At 32.8% G+C, this 15,691-nt stretch carries 16 protein-coding genes; 1 reads left to right on the top strand and 15 read right to left on the bottom strand.

From position 1 onward, the window contains the following. Positions 1 to 134: 134 nt before the first annotated feature. The 13 genes from TRESU_RS03480 to TRESU_RS03420 all read right to left on the bottom strand — a co-directional run bounded on the left by TRESU_RS03480 (position 135) and on the right by TRESU_RS03420 (position 10,489). Positions 135 to 803, bottom strand: coding sequence for a hypothetical protein (locus TRESU_RS03480; RefSeq protein ID WP_013700931.1), 669 nt, complete (start codon positions 801 to 803; stop codon positions 135 to 137). A gap of 201 nt (positions 804 to 1,004) precedes the next feature. After that, positions 1,005 to 1,802, bottom strand: coding sequence for an IS982 family transposase (locus TRESU_RS03475; protein WP_013700930.1), 798 nt, complete (start codon positions 1,800 to 1,802; stop codon positions 1,005 to 1,007). Between the two features lie 94 nt (positions 1,803 to 1,896). Next, on the bottom strand, positions 1,897 to 2,637 hold the full coding sequence (locus TRESU_RS03470; RefSeq protein WP_013700929.1) for an NERD domain-containing protein: 741 nt from the start codon (positions 2,635 to 2,637) through the stop codon (positions 1,897 to 1,899). After that, the gene (locus TRESU_RS03465; RefSeq protein ID WP_013700928.1) at positions 2,634 to 3,086 is read right to left on the bottom strand and encodes a hypothetical protein; all 453 of its coding nucleotides are present in this window, start codon (positions 3,084 to 3,086) and stop codon (positions 2,634 to 2,636) included. The genes TRESU_RS03470 and TRESU_RS03465 overlap by 4 nt, the downstream gene beginning before the upstream one ends. Before the next feature lie 172 nt (positions 3,087 to 3,258). Continuing rightward, positions 3,259 to 3,636 carry a type II toxin-antitoxin system VapC family toxin gene (locus tag TRESU_RS03460; protein WP_013700913.1) on the bottom strand — a complete coding sequence of 126 codons (378 nt, stop codon included), beginning with the start codon at positions 3,634 to 3,636 and terminating at the stop codon, positions 3,259 to 3,261. Next, a complete protein-coding gene (locus TRESU_RS03455; protein WP_013700912.1) occupies positions 3,633 to 3,860 on the bottom strand; it encodes a DUF2281 domain-containing protein in 228 nt (75 codons plus the stop codon). Before TRESU_RS03455 ends, TRESU_RS03460 begins: the two co-directional genes overlap by 4 nt. Positions 3,861 to 3,936: 76 nt before the next feature. After that, positions 3,937 to 4,197: a DUF2752 domain-containing protein gene (locus tag TRESU_RS14610; protein ID WP_013700911.1), complete on the bottom strand. Its 261-nt coding sequence runs from the start codon at positions 4,195 to 4,197 to the stop codon at positions 3,937 to 3,939. A 64-nt stretch (positions 4,198 to 4,261) separates the two neighbouring features. Further along, positions 4,262 to 4,597 carry a TM2 domain-containing protein gene (locus TRESU_RS03450; RefSeq protein WP_013700927.1) on the bottom strand — a complete coding sequence of 112 codons (336 nt, stop codon included), beginning with the start codon at positions 4,595 to 4,597 and terminating at the stop codon, positions 4,262 to 4,264. A gap of 172 nt (positions 4,598 to 4,769) precedes the next feature. Continuing rightward, positions 4,770 to 5,381 (bottom strand): hypothetical protein, encoded by a 612-nt coding sequence (locus TRESU_RS03445; RefSeq protein ID WP_013700926.1) that lies wholly within the window; start codon positions 5,379 to 5,381, stop codon positions 4,770 to 4,772. Positions 5,382 to 5,497: 116 nt separating this feature from the next. Further along, the gene (locus TRESU_RS03440; protein WP_013700925.1) at positions 5,498 to 5,911 is read right to left on the bottom strand and encodes a hypothetical protein; all 414 of its coding nucleotides are present in this window, start codon (positions 5,909 to 5,911) and stop codon (positions 5,498 to 5,500) included. Between the two features lie 426 nt (positions 5,912 to 6,337). Next, positions 6,338 to 6,817, bottom strand: a complete 480-nt coding sequence (locus tag TRESU_RS03435) for a hypothetical protein (protein ID WP_013700924.1) — start codon at positions 6,815 to 6,817, stop codon at positions 6,338 to 6,340. 359 nt (positions 6,818 to 7,176) lie between these two features. Further along, entirely contained in the window at positions 7,177 to 8,040 is an 864-nt protein-coding gene (locus TRESU_RS03425; RefSeq protein WP_013700923.1) for a hypothetical protein, read from the bottom strand. A 157-nt stretch (positions 8,041 to 8,197) separates the two neighbouring features. After that, positions 8,198 to 10,489: a hypothetical protein gene (locus TRESU_RS03420; RefSeq protein ID WP_013700922.1), complete on the bottom strand. Its 2,292-nt coding sequence runs from the start codon at positions 10,487 to 10,489 to the stop codon at positions 8,198 to 8,200. Positions 10,490 to 10,606: 117 nt separating this feature from the next. Between TRESU_RS03420 and TRESU_RS03415 the strand changes: the two genes are divergently transcribed. Beyond that, positions 10,607 to 11,914, top strand: coding sequence for an IS110 family RNA-guided transposase (locus tag TRESU_RS03415; RefSeq protein ID WP_245535692.1), 1,308 nt, complete (start codon positions 10,607 to 10,609; stop codon positions 11,912 to 11,914). 403 nt (positions 11,915 to 12,317) lie between these two features. Here TRESU_RS03415 and TRESU_RS03410 read toward each other — a convergent pair whose 3' ends face one another. Both TRESU_RS03410 and TRESU_RS03405 read right to left on the bottom strand, forming a co-directional pair. Beyond that, the gene (locus TRESU_RS03410) at positions 12,318 to 14,561 is read right to left on the bottom strand and encodes an AAA family ATPase (RefSeq protein WP_013700920.1); all 2,244 of its coding nucleotides are present in this window, start codon (positions 14,559 to 14,561) and stop codon (positions 12,318 to 12,320) included. Then, the gene (locus TRESU_RS03405) at positions 14,558 to 15,691 is read right to left on the bottom strand and encodes a DNA methyltransferase (RefSeq protein ID WP_013700919.1); all 1,134 of its coding nucleotides are present in this window, start codon (positions 15,689 to 15,691) and stop codon (positions 14,558 to 14,560) included. The genes TRESU_RS03410 and TRESU_RS03405 overlap by 4 nt, the downstream gene beginning before the upstream one ends.

Genomic DNA, 15,691 nt, shown 5'->3' with positions numbered 1-15,691 from the left:
GCTTCATTTTGTAAATTCTAAGCGGCGTAAAGCCGCGTACAACCGCTTCTTCGTCCAAGCCCTAAAGTTAAATTTCATTTCAGAAAGCAAGCTTGACTTGCTTTCTGAAATATACATATTTTAAATTATATTAACTACAGATTATTTGTATCAATAAAAATATCTAACATATATTTATCTAATTTATTTCTTTTAGATATTCCAAGATATTGTTTTATAACAGTTAATGCACCTTTCCATTCTTCTTTTGTTGAAGGTCCTTCAACGGATTTATCATTCAAGAAATAAATATTTATAAGATATGCATCAATACCATTAAGAATTTTTAAATAATATAAATGTGCAATCCTGTTTGCATATTGATAAAAAGTTCCTGTCCAATCAACATTATTATGTATATTTAAATATTCTTTTACTTCTGCGAATGCATCTATAATCTTTGATTTAGATTCTGGACCTGCACCTGTCGGCGAAGAAACAATCTCAGGAACATTTGCTTTTGCCTCAACTAAAAAGACAGTTTTATCATTTAATCCGAGTGCATCCCATTGAGGTCCAAGTTTTGGCCAAAAATTTTCTAAGGGAACTTTTATTTTTGATTCTAAATTAAGCAGTTTTAAGAAATCTTCATCTCTATATTCTGCAAATTGATCAGTTTTTATTGGTGATTTCCATGTTATACAGATATTTTTTTTTAAGATGTTTGAAACTTCTTTATCCAGCAAATCACTTTTCTCATTAATCAAAATTTGTAAATCTCTTAAGCTTCCGTGAGATTCGCTATCTTGCACAAATCTACCCATTCATTTCCTCCTAAGGCAGGCCAGTGCGCCTGTCGTCATAACAATTGGTTGTACCGCAGGCAGCTTGACTGCCTGTCGGCTACGAACCTTTGTTATACGATATTTTCTAATAAGCCTGAAATTCGAGTTTTCTAAATTAACCGTAATCTGAAAAAGTTTTGATAAAAGTCCAGATTGCGGTTAATCATATAAGCTGCAATGCTATAGAAAAAGACCGACAATACTTCGTGCCTTATGATATTCAAGCTGAAAGTTATTTTTCAATGTTCCCCAGTTGGATTCAATGATGCTTCTGTGCTTGATATGATAACATTCAAAGCGGCTCATAAGTTTGTTCATATTTTTTCTTGGAGCCGCCTCAAATTTAATTCCATCTTCTTCCATTCGCTTCAAAACATCTTTTTTCTGTAAATACCCTGCATCCGCAAATATTGTCCCCTTTACAACTTCTGCCAGTTTTTCTGCAATATTACAGTCAGCAATATTTGCATAACTGAGAATGATGTTTTCAAAATCGCCCTGTTCATTGCAGATTCCGCTCATTTTGAATCCGTACCACCATCCTTTTGTAGATTTACTTCTTTTTGCAATGCCCTTTGTTACTTTGTGAGAGTAAATTTTATGATTCATGCAGACTGTTATCGGTGTAGAATCCATGTAATGTATTTCGGATTCTTTTTTTCTGTTCATAGCCATCAAGAAGTTCATAAATGCAAGGATAAATACAGTCGATTTATTTGTTACCTTCATGAAATTTTCATAATTGGGGAGATTTGGAACTTTGTCACTCATCAGTTCTTTTATCATTTTATGATAATTTTTCAAATCTCCCATTTTGAAATGAAATCTGTAGATGTTCAGCGCGACAATCTGCTCAAGACTTAATTTCCTTTGAGGACCTCGTTTTCCATTGAACTTTGAAATAAGAAATTCATACATCAAATTTCCTTTAAGGCTCTTGAAAAACATGCTGGTTAAGTTGTAAATTTGTTCATACATAAGCGTAACTCTTTTTGATTTTTTTTTGTTGTGATTAAGATTTTAAAGATTTACGCTTTTTTTTGTAAATTCTCAGTGAAACTCGAAATTTAGGCTAATAAGGCATAGTAAATCTGCATCTAGGATAGTTTGAACATCCGTAGAATTTACCATTCCTTCCATTTCGTAATTTTAATTCACCATTACATCTTGGACAAATTAAATTCTCCATTTTCAGTTGTTTCTCAACAATATTTTGTTTTATATTTTTTACATGTTCTTTTCTTGCCATTTTTTCAGTAATTTCTACTGATTCCAAAATCGATTTTATTTTTTCAACTTCTGTTTGTGATAAACATTTTTCTGAACTCAGATTTTTAATCGTTGAATTTAATCTATTACTATAAATAACAGGGACAGTTGATTCTATACCTTTTAAGGTCGCATCTCCTGTAAAGACTACAATTGGAAAATAATGTATATTTGGAAATTCCGATAATACATTTTTTAATGCATATACATGACTCCAATTTTGCTTTATTGGATTTCTGAATGTATGCTTTTCTTTGAAAATTACCTGTGTCCAGTTTTCTGATTTTTCATTTCCAAAAATCCAGCCTTTATAATTCTTGGTTTCAATTATAAAAATTCCATACTCGGATAATACCAATTCATCTATTTGTGAAGTATTTCCATTAGAACTTTTTATCAGAATATCATTCAAGGAAATATATTCATTTCCAAGAAAATTTAATCTTGTATTTACTTTAAACTCTCCAACAGAACCTTTTATTTTAGAAGAGTTGATTTTAAAGACTATTACCAATATTAAGACTATAAAAATAATTACTATCATTCTTCTTCTGTGTTAGGAAATAAATCGTCAAAATTCGTATTTTCATCTATTGAATAGGCTTTCCATAAAATGTTTTCTTTTTCCGCAATAACAACGATCAGAAAAATTCCTTCTCTTGAAAATTTTGAATTTGCACAAAATACCGCGTAAACTTCACCTTTTTTATAATCCCATTCTCTTAAAGCTTGTCTAAAAAGCCAGTCATTATTTTTTGTCAATTTAGAAATTGAATTTAATTTATCACCAATTTCTTCGTCAAGATAATCAAGGAATTCCTGTTCTTGTCCTATAGCTTCCAATTCACTTAAATTTCCATAGTAAACAGCAGCTGAACAGCCGGAAAAACCTTTATCATAATCTGAATAATATTTAAAATCTGTATTTTGGGCAAAACACTTAATTGATGTAAGAAAAATTATAAAGATGCAAAAAATAAGTTTCCTTTTCATTCTTTCTCCAAAAGCGCCCCAGTGCGGGCGTCCGTATAACTAGCGTTTTAAACCGTAAAAACGGTTTTGCCGTAGGCAAAATTGGCGCAAAAGTTGCGGTAGCGCAAAGCCACGAATAGCAACTTTTGTGACAAAGTTTTTATCGGTTTTGAAAACCATGTTAGGCGATTATCTACCAAATTGTCTTTACATCATACAATGGAATTTTTGAGTCTTTTGTAATAATTGTAAAACTATTTTCTTTTGCCATGGCAATCAACAGTCTGTCAAATGGATCTCGATGAACATCAGGCAACGTTTTTATCAATTCCAATGAGGTTCCTGATACAGCAAGCTCCTCGAATTCTTCCTCCCTGCAGGCTTCGATAATTTCAGAAATTGACTGTTTATATTCAAGAAGTTTCCTAGTCTGCTTTATGGCAATTTCCCATAGTGAAACTTTACTGTAATAGCAATACTCATTTGTGATCAGTTCTTTTGCTGTTGAGGAAAGATTATTATCGTCATATAAATACCACAGCAGTGCATGTGTGTCTAAAAGATATTTCACATATACTCCTTAAAATCTTCTAAAGGCTCATCAAAATCTGGAGACATATAGAAATTCGGATCTTTTAAAATTCCAGGGTGACGATTTGGAAACTTTCTTTTGGAAGGTTCGTTTTGTTTTTTGTATAGAATTTTATATTCCAGCAATTCAAGGTAATTATATACTTCACCCAGATATTCGTCTGGAATTTTTTTCAATTTTTCCTGTACTTCAGTCAAAGGCATATGTTCCTCCTTGCAACCAAATTTTCCCTTTATTATATCATAGAATTTATTTTTTTTTCGACTTGAAAGTGTGTTTTTATGGAATTACCCCAAGCCTCAGTCTATAAAAATAATACGGTATGTTTATTAATAAAATTACAACACTTATAATCTGGAGCTTTTTTATTTTTACTTTTGTGCCAATAATCATCAAAACTGTCGCTATGCATAATGGAACTGCCATCAAATTGTAGTGAAAATACCCCTGTAAATCTCCTTTTAACAAGGAAATCAAAGCTCTTGTTACTCCACAAGTAGGGCATGGACAATTAAAAATCTCTCTAATAATGCAGGTCATATATTAATTTGAAAAAAATTAAAGGAAACTTTCGTGCTTGAAACAAAAGTTTCCTTATCTCGGATTACAGAATCTTCATCAATTCATTGTAGTTGTAGTCCTTTACTTTCTTTGTAATGCCAATCAAATCGATGAGCCATAGAATACCGCATAAGCCGGCTGTAAGAAGTTTCAAAATTCCCATACCTGTTTCCCCCAGCATAAAACGGTCAACTCCAAGTTCTCCAAGGAAAATACTTACAAGAAGCATAGTTGTCGGGTCTTTCAGTTCAACAGAGCTGATTGTGGCATATCGTGAGTCATCTGCCTGTGCCATTTTTTCACGAATAAGAACAGCCTTTTCTGAAGGTAGTTTCTTTCCATTTGCTACAAAAAACATGCCAATTTTGTTTGCGTCCATAAAAATCCTCCTACGATTTTTACTTTTTTGTCATTCAACGAATGACTTTAGAGAAAAATGTTGGAGGACTTTCTTATTAACAATAAGCGGGCCAGTGGCCCGTCCGCCTAACAACTGGTTGTACCGCAGCGGGCTTGACCCGCTGTCGGCTACGAACCTTTGTTATGTGATTTTACTTACTCCTTACAGCTTTTATCATGGCTACAGGATAAAAAATTATACCACGAACATTTACAATATTACTTTTATAAATTTTTATACTATCGTTATCTTCCCAAACAAAATATTCATACGGAATATCTTCTTTACCTTCAATCCATACATGAGCCTTAGGTTTATAAAAGACTTCTTTCCGTACAATTGGGAAAAACTTATTCACCAGAAAAACACGAACGCGTCCTGAGCCGCCTGAATATGCACCTACAGGATAATGATAAGCATCGCAGTATTCTATTTTATTCGGGGAATAGCATCGTTGTATTCTTTCTTTGTTTATTTCTTCATTGATCCAAAAGAGACTGCCAAAAAAATTGATGAGAAAAAATAAGATAATTACTATATAAAAACCAAATACACCGATAAATGACGGAAGATAAAATAACAGCTTTCCTTTTTGCTTAGTCGTGATTTTCTTATACGAAAGAAATCCAAAAAGTAAAACAAATAATGGAAAGATAAAATTTGCAATAGTCGAATTTAATTCCACATTTGTCAAAATGAGAAACAAAAGTATTATGCCCAAAAGAAGATTACAGTAATTTATAACTATGCTTTTTTCTTTCATTTTTTATAACCGCTTCTTCGTCCTAGCCCTAAAGTTCAATTTCATTTTAGAAAGCAAGCTTGACTTGCTTTCTAAAATATTCCATTTCCAAAAAAAGTATTCTCTAAAGAATTAAATTATTTACCTAATCCGTGCATATATAATTCAATACTATCCATATAAGTACATAATGATTTATTAAATTTTTCATAATCAGTTTTTTTGAATTCTTTATCTAAAGCAGGAACTGAAACATTCACAATTGGTGTTTGATTAAAAATTGTCATCATTAAAGGCATCTTTATTATTTTGGAAATGCCACGAATCGTAAGAAAACTGCCTTCCTCAATATTCAAGATATCTTCTTTAGCTTTTATGTTTAACAATTCTCCTTCTGGAGCCGGAAATTTACTGTATAAAATTTCAGGTGTTTCATAATATTCATAAACAGTAGAAATACCTCTACAAATATTATTCCAGCCAGTTGGATAGGTTAAATTCCATTGTGAACGAAGCCAATCTTTTTCTTTTTTAACACCAATTAATAACATTTTTACTCCTAAGCGCCCCAGTGCGGGCGTCCACATAACAATGGGTTGTACCGCAGGCAGCTTGACTGCCTGTCGGCTACGAACCTCTTGTTATGACAAATTATATTTCTTATACAGAATTAGATTTCTTAAATCTTTTCCTTTAAGAAGATTATGTATTATATTTTAGAACAATGCTTCATTTTGTAAAATTCTAAGCGGCGTAAAGCCGCGTACAACCGCTTCTTCGTCCAAGCCCTAAAGTTAAATTTCATAATTTTTTATTCGAGCTTGACTCGAATAAAAAATTATTCTTCTTTTCCTAAAATCGCTTCTCTGCGTAACCCCTAAAGTTCAATTTAATTTTAGAAAGCAAGCTTGACTTGCTTTCTAAAATATTCCTTTTTTAATTTTTAGAAGAAAAATTTAACTCTCTAAAATATATTCCTATCCGACAAGTGCTACTGTTTCAAAAGAACCATCCAGCTCACAATACACGACAATAAAATCACAACCGTGAATAATACTTTCTTCCGTCATAAGACAGAATTGCAATTTGTCAGAATCATCAATCATTATAGATACAATATGCTTTGTCGATTTTTCAATTAATTTTTTATATTTACCGTCAGCTGCATTTTTGGCTGCGTAAGAAAAAACTTTTTTTTCAAATTCTGACAAATGTAAAAATTTTTCTTGAAGGATAAGAAGTTTTTGGTCAAGTTGTTGTTGAGATATGTTTTCCTCAGCGAATGCTCTAAGAAAAATCCAATGGCCGTCTTTTTCAAGTTCGCAGCTATAAAGACGTCCGTCTTTTATAAAGTTACCTACTGGTGTTTCTATAATATCAGGCAGTTTTGCTTCTTGTGAAGAAACTATTGTGCAATATGCGAAAATTATAAACACCAAAGAAATTAACCTTTTCATTTTCACTTCTCCCAAAAGCAGGCCAGTGTGCCTGTCGTCATAACTAGCGTTTTAAACCGTAAAAACGGTTTTGCCGAAGGCAAAATTGGCGCAAAAGTTGCGGTGGCGTAAAGCCACGATGAGCAACTTTTGTGACAAAGTTTTTATCGGTTTTGAAAACCATGTTATACGATACATTTACAGATTTTACAAATCCATAAAGTTCATATTTATTGCATTTCAAAAAATCTTTCTATATAAAAAGTTTTTACTTCTTATATTTTCAAGCGGCGCAAAGCCGCGTACAACCGCTTCCTTGCTTCGCCCTAAAATTCAATGTTTCAATTTTTCAGCAAGCTTGACTTGCTGAAAAATTGTTCCTAATTCCATTTTTTATAAGACAATTCCAATAATTGCTTTATAGCGTCTCTTTTCTCTTTTATCTCATTTTTACTGAAATTAATTCTATAGCGGTTATTTCTTGAAGAATACTCCATTTCATCAAGTTCATTTGTTTCCAAAATATTCTTGATTTCATCATCTGGCTCAGATTTTATCTCAAGTCGCACAAATGATTTTTTCGCACGCATAATTGCAAAATTGCTTGCAATTCCATTTTTACTTAAACCAATATAAAATTTATTGTATTTTAACTCAAAGGTATTATCTATTTCTTTTATTATCTCAAAAATTTCGTCAACCTGTTTTATAGTGTCTTTTGTTCCTTTTTGTTCCCAATAATTTCTATCTGTAATTTCTTCAATTTCTTCGTCATCCCCATCAAGACCAAGTTTTATTTCATCAAGTATTTTTGTAAAAATTAGTGAAATTCCACCATTTACTTCAAATGCAGACATTTTTAAAGCAATTAAAGGTATATTCCCATTAAATAATTGTATAACATTTAAGAATCGAGAAGTAATATCTTCTGCAATTATAACAGCACAGTGTTCATATTGCGGATATCTTTTCCGTTCTATGTCCCAATACTCAATCGTTCTGATAATATGACTTTCATCTGTTTTTCCTAATTGCAATTCTATTTCATAGCGTTTATTTGCTTCAGAATCTTGAAACAGTAAATCTAATCTACCAGCATTAGGCTGTATTCTTTCTTTATCTTTTAATACAATATCGCCAAGACCCAACATTGAAGGATCATTCGCGATTTGTTCTTGTATCCATTTTTCATTTACACAAGTTGAAGTCTTTAAATCTATTGGTTTTAGTTTCTGAATTTCCATTTTATTCCTCTAAAAAGCGGCTCAATAAGCCGTCCGTATAACAATGGGTTGTACCGCACGCGGCTTGACCGCGTGTCGGCTACGAACCTCTTGTTATGCCTTGTTACTACAAAAATATATCTTTTAGCGGCAGCACCGACTGCCGCGTACAATAGATTTACTTCAAAAATTCATATTTAAATAGTACGGGAACTATTTCCGTATTGTAGTAAGTCTTACACAATTCTTTCATTGCCTGTAAATCTGAATGTACCTGAATGTTATTATACACCGTTTTTCCAGTTATTTCATCGGTATATGATGTATCTATTTCTGCAAAGATTTGATAAATACCATAAGTTAATTCTTTCCTGTATTCTTTTGTTTCTTTTACATGATTTAACAAGGTCGAATATAATTCTAGAATTGTCTTTTCCGTTTCGTTTGCCTTTAGATTTTTTATATCCTTTGAAGCAACAGTTTCGCCGTTTGTTGTATCCAAACAAAGTTCATTTCTGTAAAAACGACCGTCTGAACCTGTAAAAGTTCGGCAGTGATTCTGCATTTCAATACAAGTGAACAAAAGACATTTCAAAAAGAAATTGTTTAATTTTCCATTTTTTGCGTCAGCAAAAAATGTTTCCGCTTTATCGGCAGATTTCATAATTCTTGCCCGTTCCGTCCATTCCCGGTTGTAAGTTATATAACGACTTGCAGCAAACATTGGAAGTTTTTCCAAATAATTAGTTTTACGAAGATAAAATCCATTACCATCATATCTTCCACAAGTAAGTAAACTTGAATGTAAATCTGGATTATCAAAACCTGAACTATAAACAGCCAAATATCCAATGATATTTTCATTTACAACTGGATTTACTCTTCGTGTATTACCTGTGTATTCAGTACCATCAAGATTGCAAAGAATTGAACTTTGTTTATCTGCGTCATATTTCTGTTTATCAAAATAAAAGTCGCTGTAAGAATTAAAAATCTGTTTAACTGGTAAAACTATTTCATCTCTGAATTTATTTGTTTTTTCATCAATGTCAATACCGTTGATTTTTATCTCATTAATATTTGAATTTTCATTGCTCCATAATGCACACATAACACAAGCATCTATATTTGTATGAAAATGTCGGCGATTGAATGCGTAACCGTCAAGGAATTTTTTATTTATTAGATGCTGAGCCTTCCAATATTTTACTGGAGAGAAAACAATGTAACTATCTGTTGGCTGACGAAGATAAAATTTAAAAGCAGACCATATAAATGCATTGCCCAAATCATTTGAAACTGTGCCTTTGACTTCCTTTTTCATTTCCGTAACAACATATGACTGCTTCCAGGCAGATGATTCTTTTCCTTTGCCAGACTTCTGATGTTCGATGGAAGTTGTTTCGGCATACGGTGGATTTTCAAAAAGAATGATAGTATATTTGGGGTTATCTATATATTGTTTTATAACTTCATTTTCAACATATTCTTTTGAAAGTGCATCTGCTCCGTTTACTAAACCTGCGTTAAAAGTTTCCTTTGTTTCTGTAGGCGGAATTATAGCCCTGACTTTTGAGCCGATAAGTTCTTGTAAAACTTTATACTCATAGTATTCTACCGTAGATACAATACAATGAGATAATTCTTCATCTGTCAAGGCACTTTCCAAATTACCAGTTCCGGCACAGCGGTCAAGAATGATGTAATCATTACCTTCTGGAACTCGTTCAATTGCTTTCCTTACAAGTTCAGCAGCTTTTTGAGCGTAAAGAGGATGTGTGTAAAAAGCACCGAGATTTTTCTTTAGGATTGTATCGTTAAGTTTATCCATAAGGTAATTGAACTTAACGTTTGTTTCACCTTCATAAGCATAAATATAATCTTTAAAAACTGTCGGATTTCTGATTTCACCTATTGTTTTATGTTTTCCTTTATCATCACCAAGAAAATCTTCTTTTCTAGCTATTTCTTTTATTCTGTAATAATGTTCTGCCCAACCTACAATACAGTTTTCATCAATGTGGATTTTTGTAAAAGTATTTTCCTTTAACAATGAAATTAAATTTTCAGTTTCTACGGATTTTGAATAGTTAAATATTTGTTCTGGTTCACCACCGATAAAGCCTGAATTATTTTTTGAAGCACCACCGTTATATATTTTTTCTATGAATTCAAGATAATTCTCTGATTTGTACAAATATGATTTTGTTGAATTTAAATCTACGATTACAATACTTGCAGGAACAGGAGTTCCTTTTATTCTTAATGCCGAAAGATATTTTATACACTGAAAAAGAACTTCATTTAAATCTTTCACGGAAAGCTTAAACTCAATTAAATTGCCATTTAATACTCCGTCATTATTATTTGCAATAATATCTTCAACTGTTAAATTAGGATTTATTCTTGGCAGAAACTGATTGTAGAAATCTATTTGGCCATCTTTTTCTGTTGAAAATTTTTCGGACATACATTACTTCCAATTTTTATTTTTTGGAGAAAATTTGTATGTCCAAAAATTTTAAATACTAAAAATCCTACCGCCCCAGTGGGGCGTGGGCATAACTATCGTTTTAGACAATATGTAGTGCCACCAGGTTTGCAGAATCGAGGGTTCGGTCGTAAACTTGGAATAGAAAACAACAAGCATGACCTGCCTCATGCAAAAAGGAGCACTACAATGAACAATGTAACAGAGAACACAAAAGTAATCTATGTCGGAATTGACGTGCACAAGGACACAAATTCTTTCTGTGCTTATGACAGCCGTGAAGACAAATTATTCGCGGAGCACAAAAGCTCTTCCAAATTTGAAAGCACGCTTCACTACCTGAAGAACCTTCAAAAATCAGTCGGGCAAGATGCAGTTTTTCTTATTGGATACGAGGCAGGTCCCACAGGATACGGACTTTGCAGAAAACTTCAAAAAGAAGACTTCGCCTGCGTCATTATCGCCCCATCGACAATAGCAAAGGCACCTGGTCAGAAAGTCAAGACAGACAGGATGGACGCCCGCCTTCTTGCAAAGACTCTCGCCTTCAAAACCTACAGCCCTGTCTGCCTTCCTTCTGAAAAACTTGAGGCGATAAAGGAATATACACGGGTCAGGACGGCAAAAATCACCATGCTCAAAAAAGCAAAGCAGAACCTCCTTTCTTTCCTGCTGCGAATGGGCTTGCCTTATCCTCAGAGCGGCCATTACTGGACGCAGGCTCACATGGCTTGGCTCAGGACGATGAACTTCGCTGACAAGTGGCTTCAGGAATCATTTGAGGAATATCACGCCGAAGTAATAACGCTCATGGACAAAGTTCAGAGAATTGAGGCGAAGATTCTGGAACTCTGCAAGGATGATGAAGTGAGGGAAAAAATTGATGCTCTGGTGTGCATCTCTGGAATCAGTTATGTCTCCGCTATTTCGATTGTCGCGGAAATCGGGGATTTTTCCCGTTTTTCAAAGGCGAAGTCCTTCGTAAGCTTTATAGGACTTTGTCCCGGCGAGGATTCAAGCGGAAATAGAGTACGGCACACGGCGATTACGAAAGCTGGGAATTCAAGAGTCAGAAGTCTTCTTGTTGAGTGTGCGGGAAGCCTTAGAATGCATTCTGTTGTCACGGCAAAATCAGTCAGGGTAAAAGAGCGGCAGAAAAATGCGTCCGCCGCCATCGTTTCTTACGCGGACAAGTGCACGCTCAGGCTCAGAAAAAGAATGCTTTATCTTTCCCAAAAAGGGCTCCCCTACAATCTAGTAACGACGGCGGGGGCAAGGGAGCTTGCATGTTTTGTCTGGGGAATGATGAATTTTGTTGACAACAGGAAAACTGCCTTGAACAAAATTGATGAGGGGGAGCTTTCCGACATTCAAAAAACGGTCGAGGAGTTTATTGCGCAATGAAATCAAATCACCTGCGGGATGAAACTTTCGCTAAAGATATTCTGGCGAAAAATTAACTTGTATCATAACGGAAGGAATTTGTGAGCATTTAAGGAATTATCTTCGAGCGGTTTATGAGCGGGAAACTTTTTAACTTCCTATGCTCGCAGTTAGAGAGAAAGAATTCCAGGCGGACCATTGACCTGTCGGTAAACCTGATTTTCAGGCGAATCCACGTATATCAGAATGGCCATGTGCCGATCTATCGCTTTCCTTCCGTTTTTTTTTATATTTTTTCTCAAAAGGAGTTTTTTATGTTGACAAATGGCACAACATATCAAACCGCACAGCGGCTTGACCGCTGTGTCGGCTTTGAAAACAATGTTAGGCGATTTTTTACAAAGAATATTATTCCTTTAATATTTTAACCTTCAATTCCAATTTTTTTCATTGTATTATAGTGTTCTTCATAACCAGCTAAGCTAAATACTTCATGAAAAGCCTCTTGAAAATTAGAATAATCAAATTCCTTCATATCATAAATATTTATGTTATCTGAATGAGATTCTCTGTTTATGTATCTATAGAAAGCCTGATATTTTGTATCTTTAAATTCTTTCCTTTGAAATACTTCCACCAAAGCATTCTTTTCTATAAATCCAAAGAAATAATCGATTATATTTCTCATACAATTTGCTATTAATGCTGGCTGATTATCTTTATTATTCACAACAGACCAATACATTTGATAATCATTTTGAATTTCGTTTGCTTGCATTGTGACAATTTTAGTTCCAGATGGAGATTTTATGAGTCGATAAAGATTAGGAAACTTTGCCAGTTGAGCTTCAGAAAGTTCTTTACGAGAAAACTTTTTTTGGCCAACCAATTCATAAAAAAAGTATAAACTATGCGTTAAAATAAAGACTTGTTCCCATTTGTCAAAATTATCTTTGGTAAACTCGGCTTTAACTAATTCAGCAACATTAAAAACATAAATGTGTGATAAACTAGAAATAGGGTCGTCTATTACAACAATTTTTTTCTTGTCCATTGTTTTAGAATCTTCTTTTCCTTTGCATTCTTCGATAAAATAAAGAAAACTGATAATCATTTTTTCGCCTTCACTTAAAGATTCAAAAACATCATCAACAGATTCTTCCAAGCGAACAAGTTTGTACTCTGCCTTGTCATTGTCGTGTTTCACTATTTGAAAACTATCGATACCCAAATCTACAAGGCGATTATTTATGTTTGAAACAGCCTCATCAATATTAGAAACCAACTTTGATTGCTCGGCTATAATATTATTCTGTTCTTCAATTTTTTCCTTGATTTCTTCAATTTCGCTGTCAAAAGTTTTCTGTTCTTTTTCAAATTCTGTTTTCTCAATTTCATAATTCGAGATGGATACATCATATTGTAGTCTAATGTTTTGCCAAAACAGATTTTCCAAGATTTTTAGGGTTTTATCCTTTTGATCAATTTTGGTATTAAAATCATCTATCTTAGTATTTGCTGATTGTATAACTGTATTCAAAGATAATAATTCAGACTCTACAGAATTTAAAACAACAGGTTTGCTTGGAGTGGAAATCTTTTCTTTTATAACGTCTAAGTTCTTATTTAATTTGTTTTTTAGACTTTCAAGAGTAGTTTCATAATTTAGAGAATACTCCTTCAATAAATCATTTTGTTTAAAAATCGATTCGGTAGAGATGTTTTCAATTTGATTTTTATAATTGTCACGTATGCTTTGCAGTTTATGTTTGTCTTGCTCATAAGATTTATCAAAACAAGATTTCAATTCAGATAGAAGATGAGATTTATCAATCTTTTGCTGGCAAAACGGACAAAGTGCCGATTCATTTTGATTTTCAACATATTTAAAACCTGCATTTACCCAATCACTATTTTGAAGATGTTCAAGCAAAGATGAAAAAGTTGAATTTCTACTACCTACTATTTCCTTTTTCAAAAAAGAAATGTCATCATCTGATAATCCATTGAATTTAACAAGATTCAAAGGGAGTATCTTTGTTACGTTTTTGTTAGTAATTATATCAAGTTCCTTTTTTATATCATCAATACTTTTTAAAGGGGCAGAAGCTGGTTTTGATATTTTGAGAATATGATTAAAGAATTCAGTTTTATCACTTTTTAAGCCTTTGAAAAATTTGTCAGTTTTTCGTTCTCCGCCAGTGTAATCAGTTTTTACTTTCCACACTGAATCAATAACTTTTGATTTTTTATTATCGAAAGATTTCTTGGATTTTTCCTTGTCGGCTTCTTTTGTGTTTTTTAACTTTTCAAGTTTCTCTTTTTCTTGATTTGCAGAATCAATTTTCTTTTTTGCATTTGTGTTTTCTTTTGATAATGAGAATATTCCTTTTAATGTTGGATTTTCATAAAATGATTCGTTTACCCATTTTTGATTATAGACAAGTATCTTTTCGTTCTGAGAAAGCTTTGATTTATTTTCAGCATTGTCTGTTTCAATGGAGCACCTTGAAAATCTTTCATCATTATCATCTAATCTTCTTAGATATTCAGAAAAAGTGCTCTTACCACTTCCGTTTAATCCATATATAAGATTAATTTTCTTATCAGTTTCTAATGAAGCAACTTCTTTATAACTTGCACACTTTAAATTTATTTTTCTTATCATTTTTCCTTCCTGAACACCATTATATACTGATGTATCTGATTAGCAACAAATGAAAATGGGTAGCCATAGGGGAATAATTTTGCCGACCTATCTGCCCAAATTTTAAGTCCTTTATAGTTTATGTCTTTTAACTCATTTATTTTTTCAATAATTTTTGCATGAAGTAAATTGGTTTCTTTTTTTACAGGCTGCAGATCCTTTACAAAAACTACAATATAACCGTGTTTTTTGAGGTAAGGTAGAGTTAGTTCTACTGACATCTTCAATAAATTGTAAAAGTTTTCTATTGATAGATTTCCGAAATCTCTTTCATCATTTGTAAAAGGAGTCGCAACATTTCCATATACATTGATGTCTGCTCCAGTTTTTTCTTTACTCATCATATTTGCATAAGGTGGATCAATTAAAACTAAACTGATATTTTCATCTGAAAGGAGACCTTTCATTTGATTTTCATTACTTAAAATCTCGATACAATCTCCGCAGATTGTTGGGAACTCTTTTACACCTATTTCTTTTGCTGCCAATTTATAAGCATCAATATAATTTTGATTCAAATCAATTCCAATGGCTTTTCTGTTTGCTAAGCCAGCACCGAGCAAAGAACCACCAACACCCATGAAGTAATCAAAAACGATTTCATTTTCTTTAGTAAAGAATTCAATTATTTCTTTCATCAGTTGTGGTGGCTTTGGCGTTGGATGTATTTTTCTTATGTCATGTGCATAAGAATCTTTTCCATTTGTTGTGTAAAAAGTCGAAAAAACAGATGTTGTAAAATTTAGCCAATCTCCGCCTGAAAGATTATTTAATTGATTGTTGATTTGATATTTCTCTCCTTCCGGGAAAACTATCATTTGCTTTGAGTTTCCATAAATACGAGCGACATCTAGTTTTTCTAAAATCCAACTCGGAAGGTTTAACCCTTCTGTAGTTTTGTATATTTCTGAAAAAGGAAGTGCTTCTTTATATTGCTCACGGGCAATTTTATTCTTTTCCTTATGAGAATTAAGAGTTGCTTTTACTTGTTTTTCAATTTTCTCAATTTCAGAATCAATGTCTTCAACTCTATATTTTTGAAGTTCTGCTTTGACCTTTTCTAAATCAAGAAAACTCTTTTTACTAGCCAT

Origin of the sequence: Treponema succinifaciens DSM 2489 (genome assembly GCF_000195275.1) — a bacterium.
Taxonomy (GTDB): Bacteria; Spirochaetota; Spirochaetia; order Treponematales; family Treponemataceae; genus Treponema_D; species Treponema_D succinifaciens.
This window is presented reverse-complemented; position numbering and strand designations above follow the sequence as displayed.

Bases quoted from the DNA above. Each gene is read 5' to 3' on its own strand.
- TRESU_RS03475 (WP_013700930.1), bottom strand. From the start codon at position 1,802: ATGTATGAACAAATTTACAACTTAACCAGCATGTTTTTCAAGAGCCTT.
- TRESU_RS03470 (WP_013700929.1), bottom strand. From the start codon at position 2,637: ATGATAGTAATTATTTTTATAGTCTTAATATTGGTAATAGTCTTTAAA.
- TRESU_RS14610 (WP_013700911.1), bottom strand. From the start codon at position 4,197: ATGACCTGCATTATTAGAGAGATTTTTAATTGTCCATGCCCTACTTGT.
- TRESU_RS03450 (WP_013700927.1), bottom strand. From the start codon at position 4,597: ATGGACGCAAACAAAATTGGCATGTTTTTTGTAGCAAATGGAAAGAAA.
- TRESU_RS03410 (WP_013700920.1), bottom strand. From the start codon at position 14,561: ATGATAAGAAAAATAAATTTAAAGTGTGCAAGTTATAAAGAAGTTGCT.
- TRESU_RS03465 (WP_013700928.1), bottom strand. From the start codon at position 3,086: ATGAAAAGGAAACTTATTTTTTGCATCTTTATAATTTTTCTTACATCA.
- TRESU_RS03480 (WP_013700931.1), bottom strand. From the start codon at position 803: ATGGGTAGATTTGTGCAAGATAGCGAATCTCACGGAAGCTTAAGAGAT.
- TRESU_RS03440 (WP_013700925.1), bottom strand. From the start codon at position 5,911: ATGTTATTAATTGGTGTTAAAAAAGAAAAAGATTGGCTTCGTTCACAA.
- TRESU_RS03445 (WP_013700926.1), bottom strand. From the start codon at position 5,381: ATGAAAGAAAAAAGCATAGTTATAAATTACTGTAATCTTCTTTTGGGC.
- TRESU_RS03420 (WP_013700922.1), bottom strand. From the start codon at position 10,489: ATGTCCGAAAAATTTTCAACAGAAAAAGATGGCCAAATAGATTTCTAC.
- TRESU_RS03425 (WP_013700923.1), bottom strand. From the start codon at position 8,040: ATGGAAATTCAGAAACTAAAACCAATAGATTTAAAGACTTCAACTTGT.
- TRESU_RS03435 (WP_013700924.1), bottom strand. From the start codon at position 6,817: ATGAAAAGGTTAATTTCTTTGGTGTTTATAATTTTCGCATATTGCACA.
- TRESU_RS03405 (WP_013700919.1), bottom strand. From the start codon at position 15,691: ATGGCTAGTAAAAAGAGTTTTCTTGATTTAGAAAAGGTCAAAGCAGAA.
- TRESU_RS03455 (WP_013700912.1), bottom strand. From the start codon at position 3,860: ATGCCTTTGACTGAAGTACAGGAAAAATTGAAAAAAATTCCAGACGAA.